11 protein-coding genes are annotated in these 24,293 nt (G+C 35.4%); all 11 read right to left on the bottom strand.

The annotated features are described in order from the left end of the window. The 11 genes from H7U19_RS09900 to H7U19_RS09850 all read right to left on the bottom strand — a co-directional run bounded on the left by H7U19_RS09900 (position 1) and on the right by H7U19_RS09850 (position 24,282). On the bottom strand, positions 1 to 3,405 hold the full coding sequence (locus H7U19_RS09900; protein WP_186561884.1) for a glycosyl hydrolase: 3,405 nt from the start codon (positions 3,403 to 3,405) through the stop codon (positions 1 to 3). A 99-nt stretch (positions 3,406 to 3,504) separates the two neighbouring features. Next, positions 3,505 to 6,570: a glycoside hydrolase family 2 TIM barrel-domain containing protein gene (locus H7U19_RS09895; RefSeq protein ID WP_186561882.1), complete on the bottom strand. Its 3,066-nt coding sequence runs from the start codon at positions 6,568 to 6,570 to the stop codon at positions 3,505 to 3,507. Between the two features lie 201 nt (positions 6,571 to 6,771). Beyond that, complete coding sequence (locus H7U19_RS09890; protein WP_186561880.1) at positions 6,772 to 10,818, bottom strand: two-component regulator propeller domain-containing protein; 4,047 nt, start codon at positions 10,816 to 10,818, stop codon at positions 6,772 to 6,774. A 212-nt stretch (positions 10,819 to 11,030) separates the two neighbouring features. Beyond that, positions 11,031 to 12,071 (bottom strand): GntR family transcriptional regulator, encoded by a 1,041-nt coding sequence (locus tag H7U19_RS09885; protein ID WP_186561878.1) that lies wholly within the window; start codon positions 12,069 to 12,071, stop codon positions 11,031 to 11,033. 151 nt (positions 12,072 to 12,222) lie between these two features. Then, entirely contained in the window at positions 12,223 to 13,653 is a 1,431-nt protein-coding gene (locus H7U19_RS09880) for a sulfatase (protein ID WP_186561876.1), read from the bottom strand. A 9-nt stretch (positions 13,654 to 13,662) separates the two neighbouring features. Continuing rightward, positions 13,663 to 15,192, bottom strand: coding sequence for a sulfatase family protein (locus H7U19_RS09875; protein ID WP_186561874.1), 1,530 nt, complete (start codon positions 15,190 to 15,192; stop codon positions 13,663 to 13,665). Positions 15,193 to 15,217: 25 nt separating this feature from the next. Next, complete coding sequence (locus tag H7U19_RS09870; protein ID WP_186561872.1) at positions 15,218 to 16,201, bottom strand: family 43 glycosylhydrolase; 984 nt, start codon at positions 16,199 to 16,201, stop codon at positions 15,218 to 15,220. Beyond that, positions 16,201 to 18,951, bottom strand: a complete 2,751-nt coding sequence (locus tag H7U19_RS09865; protein WP_186561870.1) for a family 78 glycoside hydrolase catalytic domain — start codon at positions 18,949 to 18,951, stop codon at positions 16,201 to 16,203. Before H7U19_RS09865 ends, H7U19_RS09870 begins: the two co-directional genes overlap by 1 nt. 6 nt (positions 18,952 to 18,957) lie before the next feature. Further along, positions 18,958 to 21,630, bottom strand: a complete 2,673-nt coding sequence (locus H7U19_RS09860) for a family 78 glycoside hydrolase catalytic domain (RefSeq protein ID WP_343069091.1) — start codon at positions 21,628 to 21,630, stop codon at positions 18,958 to 18,960. Positions 21,631 to 21,883: 253 nt separating this feature from the next. Then, a complete protein-coding gene (locus tag H7U19_RS09855; RefSeq protein ID WP_186561866.1) occupies positions 21,884 to 22,705 on the bottom strand; it encodes an acetolactate decarboxylase in 822 nt (273 codons plus the stop codon). 14 nt (positions 22,706 to 22,719) lie between these two features. After that, complete coding sequence (locus H7U19_RS09850) at positions 22,720 to 24,282, bottom strand: nucleoside hydrolase-like domain-containing protein (RefSeq protein ID WP_186561865.1); 1,563 nt, start codon at positions 24,280 to 24,282, stop codon at positions 22,720 to 22,722. Positions 24,283 to 24,293: the final 11 nt, after the last annotated feature.

Below are 24,293 nucleotides of genomic sequence, written 5' to 3'. Positions count from 1 at the left end.
TTATTTCCTTTTTATAATTTTTGAAGTGGTTATAGTCACTGGACCTAATAAACCTGATGGTAATAATTTATCTGTCGCTTTTTGAAAACCATAAACGCTAAATGTTTTGCGTGGTCCTTCTGGTAATGGTTTATTGTTTCTGTACCACTCTGGCATTTTTTTAAACTTGCCTCTAAATTCTGAATCGCCAAAACCTGGACTTCCTCTTCTAACGTCATAACCCGTTTGATTTGGTAATTTTTCATCACCAATTAAACGATTTGTCCATTGGTTAGTAACTTGTATTTCTAATGCATTCTCACCCTCTTTTAAAACGTCAGTCACATTTAACGTATGAGGCGCTATCCAACTCACACCAATATCTTGTCCGTTTACAAGTACTTTAGCTATCACATTTACTTCTCCTAAATTGAGTTGAAATTGTCTGTCGGATTGCAACATTCCTTTTTCAATATTAAATGTTGTTTTATAAATGGCTGTTCCTGAGTAATGTTTGATTTGTTCTGTATCATGTGTTGACCAATCAAACAATTTATCAGTTTGTATGGTGGCTTTATAAAAGTCTTGTTCCCTAAAATTGATGTCCCAATTGCCTGTAATTTCTAGAGGATTAGGAATATCGTTTACTTCAATATTCCAATTTTCAGAATCATTAACTGAAGCTGAGTAATTTCCATTTTCAAAAACCTCAGCCTGTAAATTATTATCGCCATCTAAACTAAATGCAGGTTTAGATGCATCCTCAGATTGATTATACGTAACTCTTGGTTGCACTGTTTCTGCCTCTTTAAATACAACAAAAACCGATTCTTGCAGATGCATTTCAATGGAAATATTAGTTCTTCCATTTTTGGTAGTGTATTCCACTAATTTGGTAATCTCTCCAGTTTCAGCATTCCATAATTCTGGTACTTTACCTTCTATTAAAAAGCTACAATTTAGGGTTTCTGATTCAGTTAGATTATGATTGTACACGAAATAGATATCCTCTTTTTCAGTACGTCTGTGGTAGAAATTAAAGTCTGGTTGACCTTCTACAATCAAGTCTTTCTGAATATTATTCTCTTTAAAAATTTCTTCCCATTCGCCTGTACTATAAGTTCTTTTACTCGACCAAATTTCATTGACCAATGTATCAAACTCCTTTTGCATTGCTTCAGTTACAACATAACCTCCCAATTTTTGAGGCTTCTTACCAACGACTAAAGCACCTTGTTGTGATAATTTATGAATACCTTTTAAGGTTTCTAGATTGATGATATCGTTTCGTTGCAAAGACAAGGCATTGTATGTAATGCCATTAGGTAATTTCAGTTTCCCATCTTCTACGCTTAAACGATTGATAATCACATCTGAATTTACACAATCATATTTATATGATGCAGGTAATTTAGGACGCATTTGTTTTGCGTGTATCACGTGACTTGGTGCTCTATCCCCAACAAAAACCAATACATCTAACACAGGATTTCCTTGACGTAACATGTATGAACCTCTAGCTAAATAATTGAACCATTCTGGTCCTGCATTGTCCCACCAAGTTTGCGTGCGGTCTATATGAGACCCTACAAAACTCATACTCATTCCTGGTTTTACGTGGGTATTGGATTGATGTGCGAAACGATGAAACATGTATTCGTTAATTCCATTCGTCCATTCGTAATCGCCTTTTTGTTTTGCTAACGCTGGATGGAAACTCCAATTTAATTTGGTACTTGTAAAAGCTTCAGCAGAAATGACATTTTTGCCATAAATATGTGCTGAAGATACTGGTGCCCTTTTGTGATTATTCGGTTTTCCCAACCAGAACTCTCCCATAGGAATGTCAGCACGTCGCCCCGCATCTAAACTGTTAAAAGGCCCCACAAATCCGTAAGGTTCTACATAAGATATTAAACCATCTTGATGACATAATTCTGTAAAATAATCGAAATAATTGGTTACCATTAAATCGCTTACCAACTGTTTCATATCCCAAAAAACAGATTCAATAGTAGCTTCATTTTCTATGTGTTTCCCAGCAAACAATGGTAAAAACGGCACAAAATCATAATTAAAACGTTCTTCAAATAGTTGTTCCATATCGCCAGTCCAATTTTGTGGACCAACTTCGTAGCTATCAATTTCAACATACTGCAAGGCATTTGGTGCATCAATTTTGGCTTGCTTTACAAGTTTCCCAACAAAGGCATCATAATGTATTTTTAATGCTTTTTTGCTGAATTTATCGACTTCAAGCCCTGTGCCTTCATCAGACGCTGGTTCGTTTGTTGACCCTGAAGCTGTAAAACCAAAACGCATAATGGTCCAATTTCCTTTGGGTAGTGTCGCTTTCAGAACACCATTTGCATCCATTTGGTCACTCAACACAATGATGTCTTCTTTTTTGATGTAAGCATTTGCATCTGCTTCAGTAATAGGGCGCCTATTTTTTCTGTATGACGTGTATTCCATCACATTTCCTAACACTGGATTTGCAGAAAGTTGCATTTCATAAATGCCTGCATCCATTTCGGTTTTTATTCTAAAATAACGCGCTGTAATAGGTTTGAAACTTTCATAGAAATAACATTCGTCTTTTCCTATACGTGCTTCCTTAGGCTTGTGCACTACTGTAAAATTAATGCCATCATTTGATTTTAATAAGGTAAACCTCCCTTTTCGTTTGTTGATAAAAACATTTATAGACCTAAGGGTACGCGGTTTTCCGTAATCGTATTGCACCCATTGGTCCGCCTTTAAATCGGCATGGGTATTGGTTTGATGGTCTGTGGCTAAATCTGCATTAAATGCTTCGTCTGAAGATGTGATTATGGGGTTTACACTGTCGTCAATCAATTCTGTTTCTAACGTGGGATACGCCACAACAGCAATATCCTTGTAAAAATTATGTCTTGCTGGTGGTTGTGGTAATTTTAAGTTAACCTGCTTACCTCCTTCTGCAATCACTTGACTATTAACAACAACTTTCATGGCATTTTCCGGAGTAACCCAAGGCCCGCCACTAGAGGTCCAACCATCACAATTATGAACCCCAAAACTCAAACCTAGCTTTTCACATTCTTTGGCCGCATGTGTTAAAATATCTCGATGTTCTTGAGAATTGTATTTTACATCGCCTTCTGGCAAACCCATAGATACGTTAAACACTAAAACCCCACCAATACCTGCCTCTTTTATGGCTTTTAAATCTTTAGTAAATCCTTCTTTTGATGCATTACCACTATTGATATGATACCATGTTCTGGGTTTGGTGTTTTGTGGTGGATTTTTAAAGCCTTTTTCAAGACTGACTTTGTTTTCTGAATTGCTGTTAACGTTCTGATTTTGGCAAGAAGTCAAAATTGAAATCAAACAGAATAATAACACCATCTGTTTTATGCTAAAACTGAAATCAACGTTCATTTATTTACTATTTCTATTACAACTAAACCTAAATAACAGCATATTTAATACCAATAAAACTGCAATTACATATACAAACCCCATATCTATTACTTAAGCTTAATCTATAAACAACTCGTCAATGTAGGGTGCGCTCTCTCCCGTGGTTTCTAATTTGATATTATTAGCTCCAGATTGCAGTACGATAATGGTGGGTACAAACTTCCATTCTTTTTCCCAACCACCTGTGGCCTTGAACTCTATATTCCTAACGTATTCGTCGTTTACATAGAGTTTCATAGGGTGTAATTTCCCTTCATTGTTGTGCATGTATCTAAAGCGAATACTATAATCTCCGGGTTCACCATCATTTTCTTGATACCAAGTAATTGAGCCTTCACCGCCTTTAAAGTCCACAAAGCCACTTCCTTTAAAACGACGTGCGTCTCTGCTTGGTTTTGCTGAACCTGTTAAGATACCTTCTTCTGCAGAAATATTAACACCTCTACCAATCCACATGTCGGCGGAGCGCTCATCACCCCAGAATAAGCCTTCGTTTTTACCGAATGTTTCTTTCATGGTTAAAACAAGAGCTCCATTTTGTTTCACTATAGCCTTTACGGTAGTGCCATCTTCAACTTTAAAAGGTTGGTTGTAAGCTAGACCATCTGTTTCAGGATTTTTGCCATCTAACGTGTAAAGCACCTCAAAATCGTTAGAAGTATCATTTCCAAATAACGATACAGATTGCACATCAATAGTAATTTCATTGGAAACATATAAGGCTTTATCGCCCAAAATAGAACCTACAACTACAGAGGCCTCTTTTGCATTTTGCCCCTCTTCTAAAAATAATCTGGTTTTCCCAAAAAATAAACTTCTGTAATCGGCTTTTGTTCTGCTGGTAGGGTCAATGGGGTTTCCATTTTCCATGGATACTTTGTCCACATCACCAACAATGTTATAATACACCCTATTTTCAGCATAAGGATTTAAATTATCGTCGGCATCCATTCCTTCTGAAGTTAAAATGTAGCTCGCTCTAAAATCTCCTTCTGCGTCCAATTTATTTACTGTATTCTGTAAAGTTGAAGGTTGTTTTGCTGTTAAAAAAGACGTTCTATTCACTTCTTTTCCATCAATGTAGCCAACGGCTTCTATGGTTCCTTCTTCGTAAGGCACTAGCCATTCACATTGCATTTCGTTCCAAACGGTACCTGGTTTGTCTTTTCCTAATGATTTCCCATTTAGGAAAAGCTCCACCTCATCGGTATTGGAATATACCCAAACTGGAATTTTGGTACCTTTTTCCATTCTTGGATGTGTCCAATGTGGTAATATGTGAATCATTGGCTCTTCAGTCCACTGGCTTCTATAAAAATGATATAAATCCTTTTCAAAACCAGCTACATCAATAGCACCGCCCATAAATAAATTAAAAGGCAAACCACCATGTACTAAACCTGCTTCTCCGTAATAATCAAATCCTGTCCACCGGAAATGCCCACTATGCCATGGCGTATCGCGCATCACCTCCCAATATTTTCTTGCTGAAACGCGCACCGTAGCATTATCATAGGATGAGTTAAAGCGTTGTTTTCTATTTCTCCAATCTTTAGGATTTAGGCCTTCGTAGAAGAAAATCTCTTTATCGGTAAGATTAGGCAATTCGTAGGTTCCGGGTAACTCATTATCTCGCCACCATGTTTGCGTACGGTAATAGCCTCTGGTTTGCCATGTATGTGGTGCTTCGGTAGAAATAAATGGTTTGGTCAATTTATTATTCTCAATAAACGATTTAGTTTCAGAACCTCCATTCACACCTTGAATATCCATATCCTCTGGGTTTCCTGCACCTGAAGTAAACAAGCGGGTCGGGTCCAAACCTTTTCCAAATTTCACCATTTCTGGTGCCACATCACTGTGGGTTTCATTCCCCAAACTCCACACAAAAATACTTGGGTGGTTACGGTCTCTGGTAATCCACTCTTCAACATCGCGTTGCCACCATTCGTCAAAGGCTTGTTTTCCATAATCTTGAGGTGCTTTTTTATGCCACCCATCAAAAATCTCATCCATTACCAACAATCCAATTTCGTCACAGATATCGTAAAACATAGGTGGTGTTGGATTGTGTGACGGACGAATGGCGTTAATTCCCATACCTTTTAGCAACTTTAACTTCCAACGTAACATAGGCTTCGTCCAAGCACCTCCAACAGGGCCACCTTCCCAGTGTTCGCAAACACCTTTTAGTTTGACGTTTTCTCCGTTTAACCAAAAGCCTGTTTCGGTTTTCCACTCCACAGTTTTAAATCCGAAAACGGTCGTTTTTTCATCCAGGACTTCTTCACCATTAAGAATTTGAGTCACTGCTTTGTATAAGTTTGGTGATTCTGGACTCCACAACTTAGGAGTTTCAACCTCTAAATTTATTTCTGATTTTGATGCTTCAACGCCACTTTTGGCTGATGTTAAAACCGTACCATCCGACGCTTGAATTGTAATTTTAGTTTCTAAATTGTCAGAGGCATTTACAACATTAAGTTTTACATTTACAGAAGCTTTATCTTCTGCTATACTGGGCGTCGTAATAAAAATACTATTAAGCTCAATGTGAGTTAGATTCTTTTCAATTAAAGAAACACCTGCGTAAATACCACAAGGATGATACCAACGCGCAGAGGGCTCTAAACTATTATCTACACGCACGGCAATAGTATTTTGTCCTGCCTTTAAATATTTTGAAATATCGTATCTAAAGCTAATGTAACCATAAGGCCTTTTACCAAGACGGTTACCATTTACCCAAACTTCGCTATTCATATATACCCCATCAAAATTGATGTACGTTGTTTTGGATAAGCTTTCTTTTGAAACATTGAAGTACTTACGGTACCAACCAATTCCGCCATCATGATAACCACCACCTTGACCTTGGTCGCCTCCTTTACGAACACCTTTTTCAAATGACCAATCATGAGGTAAATCAAGGTTAGTCCATGAACTATCGTCTAGTTCTTCATTTGAAAAATCGGCATTATCTTCATCTAAAATAAAGAGCCAGTTATCGTTAAAATTTGCACTTGAAATTTCCGTTTGTTGGGGAGAACAGGATAGCGAAATGATCAATAAAAGGACACTGACTCGGGTATAAATTTTCGAACACTTTGATACTTTATTCATTTTGAATTGATTGGTTTTCTTGTGATATTCTATAAAAACAAACTTAACATATTAAGGGGTAAATCTAATCCTGAGGTGTCCTGTGGTTTTGGGAAAACCATTCAAATTAAAGAGATTTTATGTAATATAAAAACGTCCCTTGTTTTAATGCTTACAGTTTCTTGCATTTTTCCCCGAGAGCACCTTGTGTTAGTGTTAAAATTACTTGAAAGTTCCAGTAAATTTCTTCGAAAATTCCGATGGCGTCAAGCCAAACTTTTTTTGAAAACGTTGGCTAAAGTATTTGGGCCGTTTAAAACCGACTTCATAAGAAATCTCGGCAATGTTTAATCTGTTCAACTCTAGCAATTTGGCAGCCTGATTCAATCGCACGTCTTGAATGAAGTCGTTTGGTGTTGAATTAGTCCAGGCTTTTATTTTCGTAAAAAGCATTGAACGGCTAACTCCCAGTTCTTCACAGAAATGGGCGATGTTAAAATCCTGGTTTGAGATATTATTTTTTACTACTGCCAGGGCTTTATCAAACAACTGTTGGTCCAAAGATGTTAGGGAGACATCTAGATTTTCAAAGTTTTTATTTGATGAAAATTTACCTTTCAAACGTTCTTTAAACTCCAGCAAATTCTGGATTTTAAGACCAAATTCCTTGAGATTAAAGGGTTTGCTAATGTAGTCATCAGCCCCACTTTCAAGACCTTCAAATTTATAGACTAGAGCAGAACGGGACGTCAATAGGATTACCGGAATATGGCTTGTGGCCAAGGTTGTCTTTATTTTAGAGCAAAGCTCGGTGCCGACCATCTCGGGCATCATAACATCACTAATAATTAAATCTGGGCAATGCTCTATAGCTTTTTGCAAGGCCACCTTTCCGTTTTCAGCCTGAATGACGTTATATTTTGGCTTTAGTATTTCTTTTATAAATGACCTTAGAACAGTGTTGTCCTCGGCAACAAGAATTGTGTATTTCTTCTCCTCAATCATTAAATCTTCAGGGGTATTAGCATTCATTTCTATATCTGAAATACTAATTTGAGTAGCGTACTGGGATACATCATCACTCATTTTAAAACTCTTCAATATTTCGCTTTCAGCCAGATGCACTTTGCCAAGCTTTAATTTTACTGTGAAAACAGCCCCCTGCGGTTTTATATTATTAACTTTTATCTCTCCCTTATGCAATTTGACAATGCCACTGGCAATTGATAGCCCTATGCCCGTACCTTTATTAAAATCCTTGTTCATTTCGTTGGAATTTGGAACTTCAAAAAACCGATCAAAGATCTTATCTAAAAACTCCTCAGGTATTCCTGGTCCAGAATCTTTAACTTCTATAACAACGCCCTCTTCTGTTTTAGAAATACTAACGTTAATACTACCTCCATTCTTTGTGTACTTAAAAGCGTTCGATATTAAATTATAGAATACTCTCTCTAATTTATACCCATCATAAAAAGCTAGAATTTCGTCATGTGATGTATTAAAATTATAGTCATAACTACCATTTTTAGCATATTCTGTAAAAGACAAAAATATTTCTTGTAAAAATTTAACGATATTTCCTTCTGCAGCTTCTAGTTTCAACTGATTACTTTCTAATTTTCTAAAATCCATTAATCTATTAATCAGTCTCAGTAAATGATTGGCGCTACCATCCATTATTTTTAACTTTTTGTAAACAGACTTAGGGCCAGAATAATCATTGAGAATGTTTTGAAGTGGCCCTAAAATTAAAGTTAGTGGTGTTCTAAACTCATGGGAAATATTTGTAAAAAATTGAAGTTTGGCTTTGTTTAATTCGTCGCTATTTCGTTTTGTAATTAACTCTAATTCCAGTTTGTCCTTAAGTCTTGCTTTTGATTGAACAATCCATGAAATACCGAACACTAAACTAGAAAACAAAATAAAGTAAATCGTATAAGCCCACCATGTTAGCCAAGGCGCAGGTTGAATTGTTATATCAAGCTCTGTTATTTTATTATTCCAAACACCATCATAACTGGCAGCTTTGACTTGAAAAGTATAAGTACCTGCATTTTGTAAGGTATAAAATGCTTCGGTTTGTTTTGTATACAACCAATTATCATCTAACCCTTTGAGCCTATATGCGTATTGATTATTATTGGTATTGATGTAATTAGGTAAAGCATAATTTATAGAAAAACTAGCATTATTATGGGGCAAAACAATTTCCTTGGAATAACTTATATTTTTTAATATGCTTTCATTTTTATTTAAAGCACCCGTTTCATTGTTTTTTATTTTAAGGTAAGATAAAATTACCCTTGGCATGTTTTTTAATGTAACAATATTATCGGGTTCAAAAGTTATTACTCCTTGCTTTGCTCCAAAATAAAATTTGTTGTTTTCTTTAAGAGCGGCATTTACTCTAAAATCGTTATCCTGAGCTATGGTTTGTTGATTATAAATTATGCTCTCTTGTTTTAATGGATCATACTTAACAATACCCTTATCTGTACTTAGCCAAAGTAACCCCTTCTTGCTCTCCAAAATTGCATTGACTGTAAAAATTCTATTTTTAGCAGAAACAATTACACTTTCGTATTTCTTATCTTTTGTGAATTTATAAAGCCCTCTTGTTCTAGAACCTACCCAGACCATTCCTGCTTTATCTTTATGTACTGAAACAATATCTAACCTACTGGAGTCTACTATGGTTGGATAATTCAATATTTTAAAACTCCCTTTCTCTTTTGCCTCTAAAAAACTTAAATGATCTGAACCAACAACAATTAAGTTTTTTTTGTCTTTATAAATAACTTTAAAGTAACTACTTTTTAACTGACGTGAATTGAAAACCCGCATTTTTTTCTGTTTGATTTCGTATTTAATCAAACCTCTGCCTATGGTTGCTATCCATACATTATTACCAAATCCTTTTTTAATATCTAAAACAGATACATCTTTTAAAAAATTTCTCAGCTTAGGGGAAAGATAGTTTTTAAGCTCTTTTTTTGATTGCAAATCATAAATCTTAATACCATTTTTCATTGCTCCAATCCAGAGTAAATTTCCATCTCTGTATAAAGTCTTAATAGGATAAACTGTTGTTTTTATTTGATTTTGAACATCAAAAACTTTTGTTACTATACCATTACTATCTATTTTATTTAAATCTCCTCCCTCTGTACCGTAGTAAATATTTTTTTCATTATCCGAAGCTATACAATTGGCAATGTTATTGAAGGTCCTGGAATTTTTAAATCTTTTAAAGTTCTGATTAAATTTGTGCCAAGTCATAACACCAATATCTTGGGTACCTATCCAAATTGAACCATTATTATCTTTATATATTTTTTTAAAATGGTTTTTTACACTTCCAATATCTTCGTAAACACTACTATTAACAGTAATTATTTCTTTTGAAGGTGTTACGATAAAAAGGCCAGTAGTTGTAGCTAACCAAAGATTTTTTTCCTCATCTTTATATAAATCTTTAATTTCTATATTTTTAAAAAAATTCAATTCTTCAGGACAACTGAATTTCTTTGTTTTTTTATCGAATAATAAAAACCCGTGATACTTTGTTGCTAGTGCTAAGACACCTGGTTCTACCTCTAATATTTTGTATATAAAAAACCGCTTTTTCAAATTGTTTAAGCGGTATTCTTGATATTTAAATTTCCCTTCTTTACTCCTATCTACTTGTATAATTCCATTAAAAGTAGCCAACCAAACGGTGTTTTTCTTATCTACATATATGTCTAAAAACAGTGTACGTTTTTTTCTGTTTTTTAGAAACCTTATAAAACTGTCTTGTTTCTTTATATAAATAGAAATACCATCTTCTGTTCCAAACCATATATTTCCATTTTTCATTTCGAAACTGGTAAAAATCCTATCTCCACTTAATGAATTTTTATCAGATGTTTTGAAATATCTTTTAAATTTATCTTTTTGAGGTTCATATTTATTTAAACCGTTGTAAGTCCCTATCCATAAATTTCCTTCTTTATCCTCTAGGATATTATGAACATCGTTGCTGCTTATCGTTGATTTATCTTCTGGAGTATTTCTATAGACAACAAACTCTTCTCCATTAAATTTATTTAGACCATTATTTGTAGCCAACCAGATTTGCCCCAGTTTATCCTGCTTTATATAATTTACAGTACTGCTTGATAAACCATCAGATAAATTAAAATTTTTGAAATTAAAATCACTAACCTGAGATTGTAAAAAACCAATCTGAAATAAAAAAAAACAATAAAATATACTGCGTTTCATTTGTAGCTTATATAACCTAAAGTACAATTTAAAAAATGTTTTAGAGTTCTCGGTAATTTATTCCAAAAATGAATAGACGTAGCATTATATTCTAAAAATACACCCTCCATATTTTCCTTTTAATTATGGCTAAGATTTTATCCCTGTAGTTAAATGGGTTAAACAAGAAAGGGAAGCCAAGAGCTTCCCTTTAGTATGAAAACAACCATGTACTAAGCAGATCCTCTGTCAATAAATCTAAAGGCTACTTTTTCCTTTTCTATTCTACTTTCTAAAATCATTTTGGCAGCCCTGATTCCAATATCCTCAAAATCTGTAGTAATAACCGTAATATTGGACACTTGTTTTAGAGGCGCGTCATTGTATGATATTACTCCAACGTCCGACCCCAACTTAAAACCATTTTTTCTAATTCGAGATATGACTTTTACAAGATCCTCTTCTTCAATTGTGATATAAAGATTTTTTGGAGCTACCTCAAATTCCATTGAAATTTCCTCAAGTATTTCAAAGTGAAGATTATTAAACGAACAGTATTTCCTGAAACCATCCAAAATTTTTGTTGGATAAGGATAGAAGGTTTTCCTCGGGCAAACTAAGTTCAGCTTATCATATTTAGAAATTTTTTCATGACCCGTTTCTAAAGCTGTAAATATATCGTTTTCAAAATCTTGATATACCTCAATAAAATCACCTGGCAGTTGATGATTGTTATTATCCAATAAAACTAACTGCTCCTTTGGGATACCATTAATAGCATTATTCACTTCTTCGGTAAAACCGGTATATGACAAATTTTCTGTCCTAAAATGAGGCAGAATCACAAAGTAATCATAGGCAGATTTGTACTTACCCATTAACTCTACAAATAGTGCTTGGTCACAATGGAAGCTGTGTATATCCACTTGACAGTTGTCACCGATAGCATCCACAAAGGCATTATATACCTTCATTTTATACGGACTCAGCTTGTTTACCAAAAACAATATTTTTTTGTCTCTAACTAAATCGGCTTGAGCTATATAGGTCCCTCTACCACGGACGGAAACCACAACATTTTTTTTCTTTAAAATATTGTAAGCCCGCTCTACGGTATCTCTTGATAGATAAAATTCTTGGCTTAAAGTATTTATGGATGGTATTTTATCTCCAATCTTAATGTTTCCCGAGGATACGTTATCAATTATAGAATTGATAATCTGAATATATTTTGGCACCATTGAGTTGCCATCTATCCGAATGTAGTTTAACATAGCTTAATTAGTTTAGTCAGCCCAAAGTTATTAAAGCCTCTTAAACCAATAATCTAAAATAGGGTAACCAAAAATTTTTTAACACTACTTAGGGGTGTTTAACTGCCTAAAGACTATGCTAAACTATGTTTTGTTCATTTTCAACTAGCTTTTATTTCCTTGGACTATCGTATTGTAGAAATGGAACTCCGCTTCTTGGGAACTGAGATTCCAAAAGTGCTCTCATTCGTTCCTCTACTTCTATATAATTTTTATTTCCTGAAAGATTTTTAAATGATAAAAGGCTGTTTTTATGCTCATATAATTCTGCGCCAAGAATTTCATGAGTTTTAGAATCTCGCCATTCGGTATATCTCCAATTTCCATCTGTGGCAGTACAGCCCATAATATTTTTACCTCTTGCAAAAACGCTTGTAGCAACCTCATCCCATTTTAAATCAGGATTATCTAATACAGGAACTAAACTTTTTCCGTCGGACTTTGGCGTCTCAAAACCACATATTTCGGTTAATGTTGAAAAGATATCTACATTTTCTACCAATGCATTTGATAATTCGCCCGCATTTCTCTTTTTGTAGTTTCCTTCTCTACTTATAATTAAAGGAACCCTCGTGTCTATTTCCATATTAGAATGCTTGCACCACGCTCCATATTCTCCAATTTTATAGCCATGGTCGCTCATAAAAATAATCATAGTGTTTTTGAGTAAATCTAAATCTTCAAGAGTTTGCAATACTTTACCTACTTGGGCATCCATATAACTTACACAAGCGTGATACCCATGAATTAAGGTTCTTGTAATATCATCATTCAAAGGGTCTTCCTTTGGGATTCCATTATAGTTCTTAAGCTCTCCCCATTTACTTAAAGCCAACCTGTACATGTCTTGTGGCTTTTCCTTTAATGGAATTTCAAACTTACTTTTATCATGCAAATCCCAATATTTTTTTGGCGCATTAAAAGGCAAATGCGGTTTCATTAATCCAACAAACATTAAAAATTTGTCATCCTTATATTGATGTAACATTCTAATAGCATCGTTTGCAACAATACCATCTTTGTATCCATCATCTGCTACGTCCGCATCTTCATAAGCAGGACCTTTAGCGCGTTTTCCAGCCATAGCCTCAAGACTCTCTGGTTTTAGGTATATATTGGAAGGCCTTTTTACAAGTTCTGTCCAACTTTCTTTATCATCCACAAAATGATGATATACTTTACCCGTACTAATTGTTTTGTATCCGTTTTGCTTAAACAATTGCGGAAGCGTTACAACATCTTTATGTACTTTACGTAATGGTGTAAAGATGCTATAAATCCCTAATGTTTCAGGTCTTAAACCCGTTAAGGTGCTCATTCTTGAAGGGGCGCAAATGGCTTGTTGGGTGTAGGCTTTGTTAAACATTATACCTTCTGATGCCAACTTATCAATATTCGGAGTAATTGCTGTTTCACTTCCGTAACATCCTAATTCCGCTCGTAAATCATCAATATAAAAGATAAGAATATTAGGTTTTTCACTTTGACAAAGCATATTTGAAATGCAAAACATAAGTGCAATTAGCGCTAAATAATTTTTCATAATTTAATTTTAATTAGAGATTGGTTTTGGTGATTGCACCATTTTTGTAGTTCCTACATTCTTAAGCGCTCCTACTCCTTCATTAAAGCCCCAGTGTGGTATCGCTTTTTTCTTTTCGTCCAATATATAATTATACTTTTTCAAATAGAAGTCACGTGTTCCAAACTCGTCGTTAATCTGAGTTAAGGCTTTATTTAATTTGTTATCTAAATCGATTTGAATATCACTTAATTCAGCTTTTCCTAGTAAATTATTTTGTTGAAAAGGATCCGCAATATTATCATAAAACATACTTGGTCCACTTGGAGTTCTGGCATAAGTATACTGTTTGGTTTTAATAGCTCGATAAGGTTCATCTTTGAAATTAGCGCCAAAAGGTGCTGGATTCATTACTAAAGCTACTCTATCAATATTTGGATTGGGATCTTTTATGAGCTGTTCCAAATTTTCGCCCTCTATATCTTCAGGTATTTCAATATCTGTAAGCCCCAATAAAGATGGTAAAATATCCGGTGTGGTTAGAGGTGCATTTACGGTACTTCCTTTATGCTCCCCAATAGACGGATAACGAATTAAAAAAGGCACTCTAACCGCTTCGTCCCAAGCCAATTGCTTTACAAATGGTTTTACACCGTGCGCCCCCATCATTTCGCCATGGTCGGCTGAAAATACGACAATGGTATTATCTATTAATTCAAGCTCTTTCAGCTTATCCAAAACAGCTCCAATAGCTTCATCTGTTGCCGTAGCATGCGCATAATAGCCTTGTAATTCTTTGCGACACCGTTCCTCAAATTCATTTGGAATATTTGGACTTAATGTTAATGACTCAGGGGGATACATATCCTTATATTTTTTTGGCGCACTATTATGCGGATAATGTGGCGTTGCAATAGAAATAAGAGCTAAAAACGGTTTTCCATCATTTGCATGTTCACTAATATAATTGTTAGCATCCTTTACAATTGCAAATGGCGAATACTCATCCCAATGTTTCAATTCAGGATTATCATTATCATAGTAAGGCATTTTTGTGTAGTTATGCGAACACTCTAAGGCCTTCCAATAATCAAAACCTTGGCGTCTTTCCTTCGGAATATAACTTGAACGCCCATGACCGTCTAAATGCCATTTGCCCCAATAGGCTGTATTGTAACCCGCTTCCTTAAAGATTTCTGCCATACACAATTCTTCACTAGGCAAATACAAATCATTTAAAAACATACCTGTTGTTGTTGGAAACTTACCGGTAAGTAATGATGCTCTATGAGGTGTGCATACGGGTAATACCGAAACGGCATTTGTAAAATTAATAGCTTCTTTAGCAAAAGCATCTAAATTAGGCGTTTTAACATCGGGATTACCTGCATAACCTAAAGCTGAACCTCGCCATTGGTCTGTAAGAATGTAAACGATGTTTGGTTTCTTTTGCTTGGTTTCTACTGAAGTTTTGTCTTCGTTTTGCTTTACTTCTTTTTTACAACTCGATAAAGAAAATACTAGTACTAAAACAACTACTGAAAATAATTTAATTTTCATTTTTATGATTGAATTGTCTGTTTGTTTATTGATTTATCTTTTGCACGCCTTCCGTTGTAGCAACAATCTCTTGTATCGTACCATCTTCATTGTAATACAAATATTCTATACAAGTATTTCTACTAAACTTTGAACCGCCATTCCAATTTTGCCAGTGATAAAAAAAGTAATCTTGCCCTTTGTAGTTTACGATAGAATGATGGTCTTGTCTTTGTTTAGGGTTGATAGCACCTTTGTATTCAAAAGGGCCATAAGGATTGTCTGCCATCCCGTAAAAACCCCCTAAACCAGCATTATAGGAGAAATAATATTTGCCATTACGCTTGTGCATGTAACTTGCTTCAAAGAAGTTATCGCTTTCATATTCAATGGTTCTTGGTGCTTCCGCTAACTCTAAAAGGTTATCTTTTAAGCGTGCTACTTTCGGGACTTTTACGCCCCAGTATAAATACACTTTTCCATCATCATCCTCAAACACACAAGGGTCTAGCCATTGGCCTTCAACGCCTTCAATCCATCCTAAATCTTTAAACGGGCCTTCTGGAACATTACTAACGGCAACCCCACATCGCATATCGTCTTTGGAGCCTTTAACAGAATGTGGATATAATAAATAGTACTTATCATTCTTATAGATAGCCGTTGGCGCCCACATCCATCCACTAGCACCCCAAGGAATAGCTCTGGAATGCAATACTTCGCCATGGTCTATCCAATTTACCATATCTGTTGATGAAAACGCACGATACCCATCCATAGAATCGTAAAATGTAGCGTCCTCCATATCACGAGAGGTGTACATCCACACTTTACCGTCGTTCCAAATGTGTGCGGAAGGGTCTGCGGTGCGAATATGACGAATTACTGGATTATTGCCTTCACTTTGTATAGAAGATTCTACTTCAACTATAGGGTTATTAGCTTGCTGTTCTTTTTTTTCATTTTTACAGCTTATAACAAATAAGCTAAAAATCAAAACACCAGCAACTATTCGAAATCCCTTTTTCATTATAATTTAGACTTAAACGTGTATGTTCCCGGTTGCACTAATAATTCTTCACTACCAGTTTCTGAGCTTATCGCTTTTATGTTATTCGTTTCTTCAATCGATTCGGCAGTTCCAGGTAATATAACTTTTGCTGTTGTATTTGGCGGAATAGTGACATTTATAGTAAAAGTGCCTTCATTAATTTCCCATGAAGAAGCAACTTTCCCATACGGTGTATTTAATTCTGCTGATGCTGAAGTTAATGGACTTTTAGGTTCTGGAGCAATACGAATGACTTTATAACCCGCCTCTAATGGTTCAATGCCTCCTATTCGTTCATACACCCATTCGCCTATCGCTCCGTAAGCATAATGATTTAAGCTATTCATTTTTTGAGGGTTAAAACCCTCTGCCTTACTATAGCTGTTCCAACGTTCCCAAATAGTTGTGGCTCCTTGATTAATAGAATAAAACCACGATGGATAGGTTTCATTAAATAATAGTTTATACATTAAATCTGTATCCCCCATTTCGTCCAAAACTCGTGATAATAGTGGTGTACCTAAAAAGCCTGTTCGTAAGTGATTATCCGCTTCTGCAATTTTTTCTAATAGGTACTTTTTTGCATTGCCTTGTTTACCTTCAGACAATAAATCATAAGCTAATGCTAATAAATATGAGGTTTGTGTTTCTTCAACGCCTTTTACTTTTCCCGTTTCATCAAAAAACTTATTTTCAAAAGCGTTTGCAACAGTTTTAAATAAAGCCTCATATTTAGCTTGCTCTTCTTTTTTACCTAATACCTCAGCAGTTTGCGCTGTTAATTTTGCTGAATGTGCAAAAAATGCTGTTCCAATTAAGCTTTTAGATGTATCCCCTCTATTATCGCCGTTTTTAGGCAGTGGTTGCAACCAGTCTGCAAAAAATCCCATAGAGGAAATATAATCTTTGGTAGTAGCCTGATGGTATGCTACCCAACCCTTCATAGTTTCAAAGTTTTCTTCAAGAATTCTTTTATCCCCAGTTCTGTTGTATATATCCCAAGGAATTATGGCGCAGGCATCTCCCCAACCGGCACTTACTTTGTTATTAAACAAAACATCTGGAACTACCCAAGGTATTCCACCATTTTCATATTGGGATTCACGAACACTTTGCAACCAACTTGCCCAGAATTTATAGACATCGGCATTAAAAATAGAAGTTGGACCAAATACCTGTGCATCAGCAGTCCATCCCATACGCTCATCACGTTGTGGGCAATCGGTTGGAATATCAAAAAAGTTACCTCTTAAGCCCCAAACAATATTACTTTGCAACTGATTTAATTTTTCGTGAGAGGATGCAAATGTTCCATTTTCTTCAAAATCTGAATACTGCACCAACCCTGTCACCCAATCAGTTGATGGTGTTTTTGAGGTATCAAATCCGCTTAACTCTATATACTGAAACCCGTGAAATGTAAATTTTGGCATCCATTCTATCACGCCATCTTTTGATGCCGTGTAATAGTTTGTTGACAAAGCTGTTCTATAGTTTTTTGTATAGAACGAACCATCTGGAGATAACTTTTCTGCAAAACGAATTTTAAGCGTCTCCCCTTTTTTCATTGGTACTTTAAGTAACGGTACTCCAACCATATTTTGTTGAAAATCGAAAATAAAAGCACCATCTTTTTCTACAACTTCCTTAGCTTTTAATTCAATTTTAGATTTTACGGTAGTGTGTCTTTTTGGTTCTAAACGAATAGCATCTGTTACAGGAAATGTATTAACCATTTCCCAATTTCTATCACTAAAATTATTGGTTGTCCAATTGGGCATTTCTAAATTAGCATCGTAAGTTTCGCCATCATAAATTTCTGAAAGTCTTATTGGGCCGTTGGTTGTAGCTTTCCAACTTTCATCAGATACAATCACTTTTTTAGAACCATCTTTCATAGTCAATTCTAACTGACATAATATTTTTGGAGCTTCTGTGTCAACCCACAATTCTTTTCTCCAACCTAATCTACTGGAATGCCAACCTGAAGCTAATTCTACTCCAATAGTATTCTGACCTGATTCAATTAAATCGCCAATATCATAAGTAATGGTTTCTATGCGTTCTTTGTAAGGTGTGTATCCGGGAGGCATTACATCGTCACTTACATCTTCGCCATTAATAGCAACATCAAAAACACCTTTTGCTGTAATATATAATCTTGCAGATTCCACATCGTTAGATAGCTCAAAACCTTTTCTTAAATATTGTGGCCGATGAATAATATTATCTTGACTTCCTAATATTTTTTCTTTTTTAGTATCTAAACCAATCCACTTTGCTTTCCAATCACTATTATTCAGTAATCCTAATTCAAAATGATTTACAGCACTCCACGCTGAAGCATCTTCATCCTGATTCCAATATTTTACCTGCCAACATACTTTTTGGCGAGACTCTAAGGGTTTACCTTCATATTTTACCCAAACAGACTGGTCTGTCATTTGCTTACCAGAATCCCATAAATCGGCATTATCAGGTAACAAATCTTCACTAGATGCTACCACAATTTGGTATGCTGACTGATGTTTTACACCTTCAGCAACTGGTAATTTCCAAGAAAATGTTGGAGTAGCATCATAAAATCCTAACGGATTTTTAAAACCTTCGGAAACCGTTAAATCGTTTGCTTTTTCTATGGTTTTCTTTTCTTCACAAGAAATAAAACTTAAAAAGACAATGCTTAAAAGCGTTAGTAAAAATACCTTTTGTTTGGATTGAATATTCATTAGATTTTAATTTAGCTTCGTTTGAAATTTATAGGTACCTGCACCTACATTTTTTAGTTTTTGAGCCTCGTTTTCAGAAGTATATGGAAGGTAAATTTCAGCTGTTGTGTTAGGAGGAATTATTACCTCTAAATTAAACAGATTGTCCTTTACTTCCCAAGAGGATGATGCTTTGCCGAAAGGTGTAGTTACACTAGCTGATGCCGATGTTAAGAAATCTACATTGGGCACAGGTGCAATTTTTATTTTTTTATAGCCTGGTGCCAGAGGTGCGATACCTGCAATACGCTCGTACATCCATTGCCCAACGGCCCCATACGCGTAATGGTTTAAGCTGTTCATGGGCTGTTTATTATAACCTTCTTCTATACTATAGCTATTCCAACGTTCCCACATGGTGGTAGCGCCTTGATTTATGGAGTAAAACCACGATGGATAGGTTTCCTTAAACAAGATGCCATACATCAAATCAATTTCTCCAATATCATCCAAAACCTTTGGCAAGATTGGCGTTCCTAAAAAACCAGTTCCTAAATGATTGTCTGCTTTTTTAATTTCTTCCAATAAATGTTGTTGCGCTTTTGCTTTGGTTGCTGGTTGAAGCAAATCAAAATATATGGCTAATAAATAGCTAGTTTGGGTTTGTTTTTCATTTATAAATTTTCCGTTTGTATCAAAAAACGTGTTTTCAAAAGCTAGAGCAATTTCTTTATATAAGTCCTTGTATTTTTTTTCATCTTCAGTTTTACCAAGAACACCTGCCATTTTCGAAACTAAGTGCGCCGAATGGGCAAAATATGCTGTATTTACAAATAATCTTGGTGTATCGCCTTTATTACCTTCTTTTCCAGATTTTGATGGGTAAGGCTGTAACCAATCTGTATAGGAGTAAATATTGGGAATAAAATCTTTTGATTTAGATTGATAGTAACCAACCCATTTTTTTCCCATATCATAATTCTCTTCCAAAACTGATGTATCTCCTGTGATATTGTAAATATCCCAAGGAATAATAACACAGGCATCGCCCCACCCAGAACTGGCACTATTTCTTTGCAATATATCAGGGATAACAAATGGCACTAAACCATTATCGTGTTCAGATTGGGTTTCGCGCATACTTTGCAACCATGCCGTCCAAAACGCATGCCCTTTAAAATTAAACATGGCTGTTGGCGAAATCACCTGCGCATCACCAGTCCAACCCAAACGCTCATCACGTTGCGGGCAATCGGTTGGTATATCTAAAAGGTTGTCTCTTAAACCCCAAGTGATGTTTTTTTGCAGTTGATTTAATTTATCATGTGATGATGTAAACGTTCCATTTTTTTCAAAATTAGAATGTTGCACCAATCCTTTTACCCAAGTTGAATTTGGAGTTGCCGAGGTATCAAATCCTGACAATTCTAAATATTGAAATCCGTGAAAGGTGAATTTTGGCGTGTACTCGATAACGCCATCTTTTGATGCGATATAATAATCTGTTGATTTTGCTGAACGATAATTTGTTGTATAAAACGTACCATCAGACAATAACATTTCAGAAAAGCGAATCTTTAACGTATCGCCTTTTTTCATGGGCACTGTTACCTTTGGCACACCTACCATATTTTGTTTCAAATTGAAAATTACGGAAGATGCTGTAGTCGATACAATTTCTGCATCCTCTAAAACTGCCATTGTTTTTACAGTTTCATGACGTTTTGGTTCTAAGGTTACACTATCAGCTATGGGTTCTATTTCTGTATTTTCCCAAGAGGCATCATCAAACGTATTCATTGTCCAATTGGGCATTTCCAAATTGGCATCATACACTTCACCATCGAACAGACCTGCTAATCGTATTGGCCCATTGGTTGTGCCTTTCCAAGTTTCATCAGAAATAATGGTTTTTTTTGAACCATCTTTTAAAGTGATTTCTAACTGACATAACACTTTTGGAGATGCTAAATAGTCATAAATAGCTGTTCCTCTGGTAATTCTTCCTGAATGCCAACCAGATGCTAATTCTACAGAAATTGCGTTTTTTCCTGAAGTTAACATATCGGTTACATCATAGGTTAGTGTTTCAAAACGTTTGTTATAGGGTGTCCAGCCAGGTGTTAACACATCATCACTAACATCTTTTCCGTTCAAATGCACATCAAAAACGCCTTTCGAGGTGATGTATAATCTTGCTGATGCTATATCTGATGGCAAATCGAACCCTTTTCGCAAATATTGAGGTCTATGCATTAAAAAATTACGCACCCCTTTTATGCTATCTTTTGCAGTATCCAAACCAGCCCATTTTGCTTTCCAGTCAGAGTTATTCAGTAAGCCCAATTCAAAGGAATTAATGGCACTCCATGCTGATGGGATACCATCTTGATTCCAAAATCTAACCTGCCAATACACTTTTTGACGGGATTGCAAATCGGCTCCCTCGTACTTTACAAAGCTGGACTGTGAACTTTCTTGTTTTTGAGAATCCCATAAATCTGGATTATTTGGCAGTAATTCTTCCGAAGAAGCGACAACAACTTGATACCCCGATTGAGACACAACATCTGTTGAAACAGGTAATTGCCATGAAAAGGTAGGTTTCGGGTTGTAAAATCCAATAGGGTTTTTAAAGCCTTCAGAGATGGTTAAATTATTAGCCTGATAGATTAGTGCTTCTTCGCAAGATACAGTCACTAAAAAAATAAATAACAACGGAATTTTAAAAAATAGAGACAGACGCTTCATTAATCTTGAATAAATATTAATACTGAATATAATAGAGCAATATCCTATTTTTTTTTTCGAAAACTGTCCTGATGTATCTCCATTTTACAAAAATTCCCAATCAGTTGAACAGGCCGTTGATATATTAATTCAGAAGGAAAACGGAACACAAAGAAATTTCCTTAAAAAATGTTTACAAGTCTATCTTTATTTCAAAAGTCGTTTAATTATACTGAAACTCGCTATCAAGTTTGACGTTTTCAAAGGTTTCATTTTTGGGAAGGTCAAATGCATAACTTGTTTTTTGGTCCCACGGCACCTCTATATCATGTGTAGTCTTAAAATCCATAACATGACCACCCCACTTACGGTCATCAGAAATAAAATGAAAATGGTGACCGAAGGCATTTATATTACCAATATATTCCGGACAATAGAAACCAACTAAAGTGCCACTTATATTTTCAGCTTCAAACACAGGACGTATCGGCAACAATACATCAAGCCCATCTGTAAATGGCTTTTCTACCTTTGGCACTCCACCCAGTTTTATATAATCCAATTTTACAGGTACTCTATAAGCATAAAAGTAATGCTCAGATTCCATTTCGGTATTTAGCCTTTTTTGGAACGATGTATAATCTATTGGTCCTTTTACTTGAAAGCTACCATCCTGATTAAAAAAGGTAGCATCGGAATACACAATTTCGTCATCATCTTGCCCTACTGTTATTTCTCCGTTTTCCCTGATTCGGTAAGGAACGCCATCGAGCATGACTAATTCACCGTCCAGATAATCAAATGAACCTAAACCAATATCACCTTTTGTTTTAAGTTCCGAAACTTTTAAATCACCATCAAAAACCTTGTTTACGAAGGCGAACCATATTGAGTATTGATAAAATATATCTGGCTTTGACTCACTATCTGTATTAGATGTTTGCGCAACTTTTTCCTCATCTACTGATTCAGTGAGCTTAGAATTTTCTTTGCAACTTAAAAGTAATGTTAAAACTAGACCGAAAAGCACTATTCTATTTTTCATAATATCTTAAAGTTTTAATAATTAGTAACTATAATAACCATACGTTTATAATCAACAAGGGGCACAATACTATTATCATCTCGAACCTCTAAAATCACATGCAATTCTTTGGTCGCCACGTTAATTGGAATTTTAAACGAGGTTTTAATGCTGGTATCGTTTTCAATTTTTAAAGCTTTATTGTATGGTTTTTTTCCTGCTTCGTGGTATATCCACCACTTATAACTCAAATTATCCCCGTCTGGGTCTGTGGAACCCGTAGCGTCTAGAACCACCTCTTCATGGTAATTGTATTTTGCCTTTACAATTTGATTTGAACTATCACCATTCAATACCGCAACTGGACGATGATTAGCTTTACTAAAAGGTTGAACACACCAATCCATTCTAGCTTTTAAATCATTCCAAATTGCTTTTCGCCAGCGCCAGGCAGGAGTGTATTCATCTGCGTATATTTTTCCATCTTCGTGATTTGTCCAAGTATCAAGAATTGAACCTCCATCAGCATAGGCCTTATATGGTAAATACGGTTGTTCATCTAATTCAACAATTGAAAAGCCTGAAGGTGGATTAGGCAGTTCTTTAGCTGAATAGCGTCCGCCCCAGCCTCCCCAAGAGGGTTCTGAAATATCGGATAAAGCAGGATTAACAAGCACCAACCAAGGAATAGTGCCTCCCCCACCAATAAAATGATAGGTGTCGCTTACTTTTCTATTTGGATATAAGGCTCCTAGTGCACCATGATTGATTTGCACATTTTCATTAAACCACTGGTGTTGTCCAAATGGTGAATATTCATAAGGTTCCCATACATGGGGCCCAAGATTTGAATTAGACGGACCACCAAAACTTTTGTTTTGATGGGTGGCTCGAATGTAAAATACCTCTGGAAATTCATGACAAATCCAAGCACCACTTTCATCTTGTCCAGAATTATCATAAACTCTCAATTTGGAAAGAAGTGTTTTGAGTTTTTCTTTTGAATGGTTCGCTCTTAGGTTGAACAGAGCCTGTGCAAGCGTATTCATACCGCCATTTGATAATACAAAAATAGGTCTGTCATCGTCTTTGAGAACAGCATCTACAATTAGTTTAGCGCCATCACTGGTTTTGCCTAAACCTACATCCTTCATCCCATTTCCAGACTGACCCGAGGCTACGATACTATGTAGATATTTTGGTGTTTTCCAACCTTTTTCATGTAATTGGAGGTTTGGATATACTTTTTCGTAACCATCAATGTAGTAATGAAATAATTCGGGCATCAAAACTTTAACGGTATCCTTCGGGTTCGGTCTAAAATAACGACCTGTAACTGCTATTAAACCTTCTAAATCAAATGTGTTGGAGTACATCAAAAGGTGCACAAGTTGCTGTTCATCATCAGGGTCATGCCCTATATCAGACATTAAAATGAATCTGTTTTTATTTAAATTCTGACTAGTTTGAAACGCTGATTTGACATCTTCAGATGGAATATTAACATCAGTAGATTGAACTTCAGATTTGTCGTTTCCATCTATGCAAGAGATTAGGAAGATTAAGGAAAAGCAATAAACAATTAACTTTTTCATCATATTTAGTTTGA

Source organism: Hyunsoonleella aquatilis (assembly GCF_014270105.1).
Classification (GTDB): Bacteria; Bacteroidota; Bacteroidia; order Flavobacteriales; family Flavobacteriaceae; genus Jejuia; species Jejuia aquatilis.
This window is presented reverse-complemented; position numbering and strand designations above follow the sequence as displayed.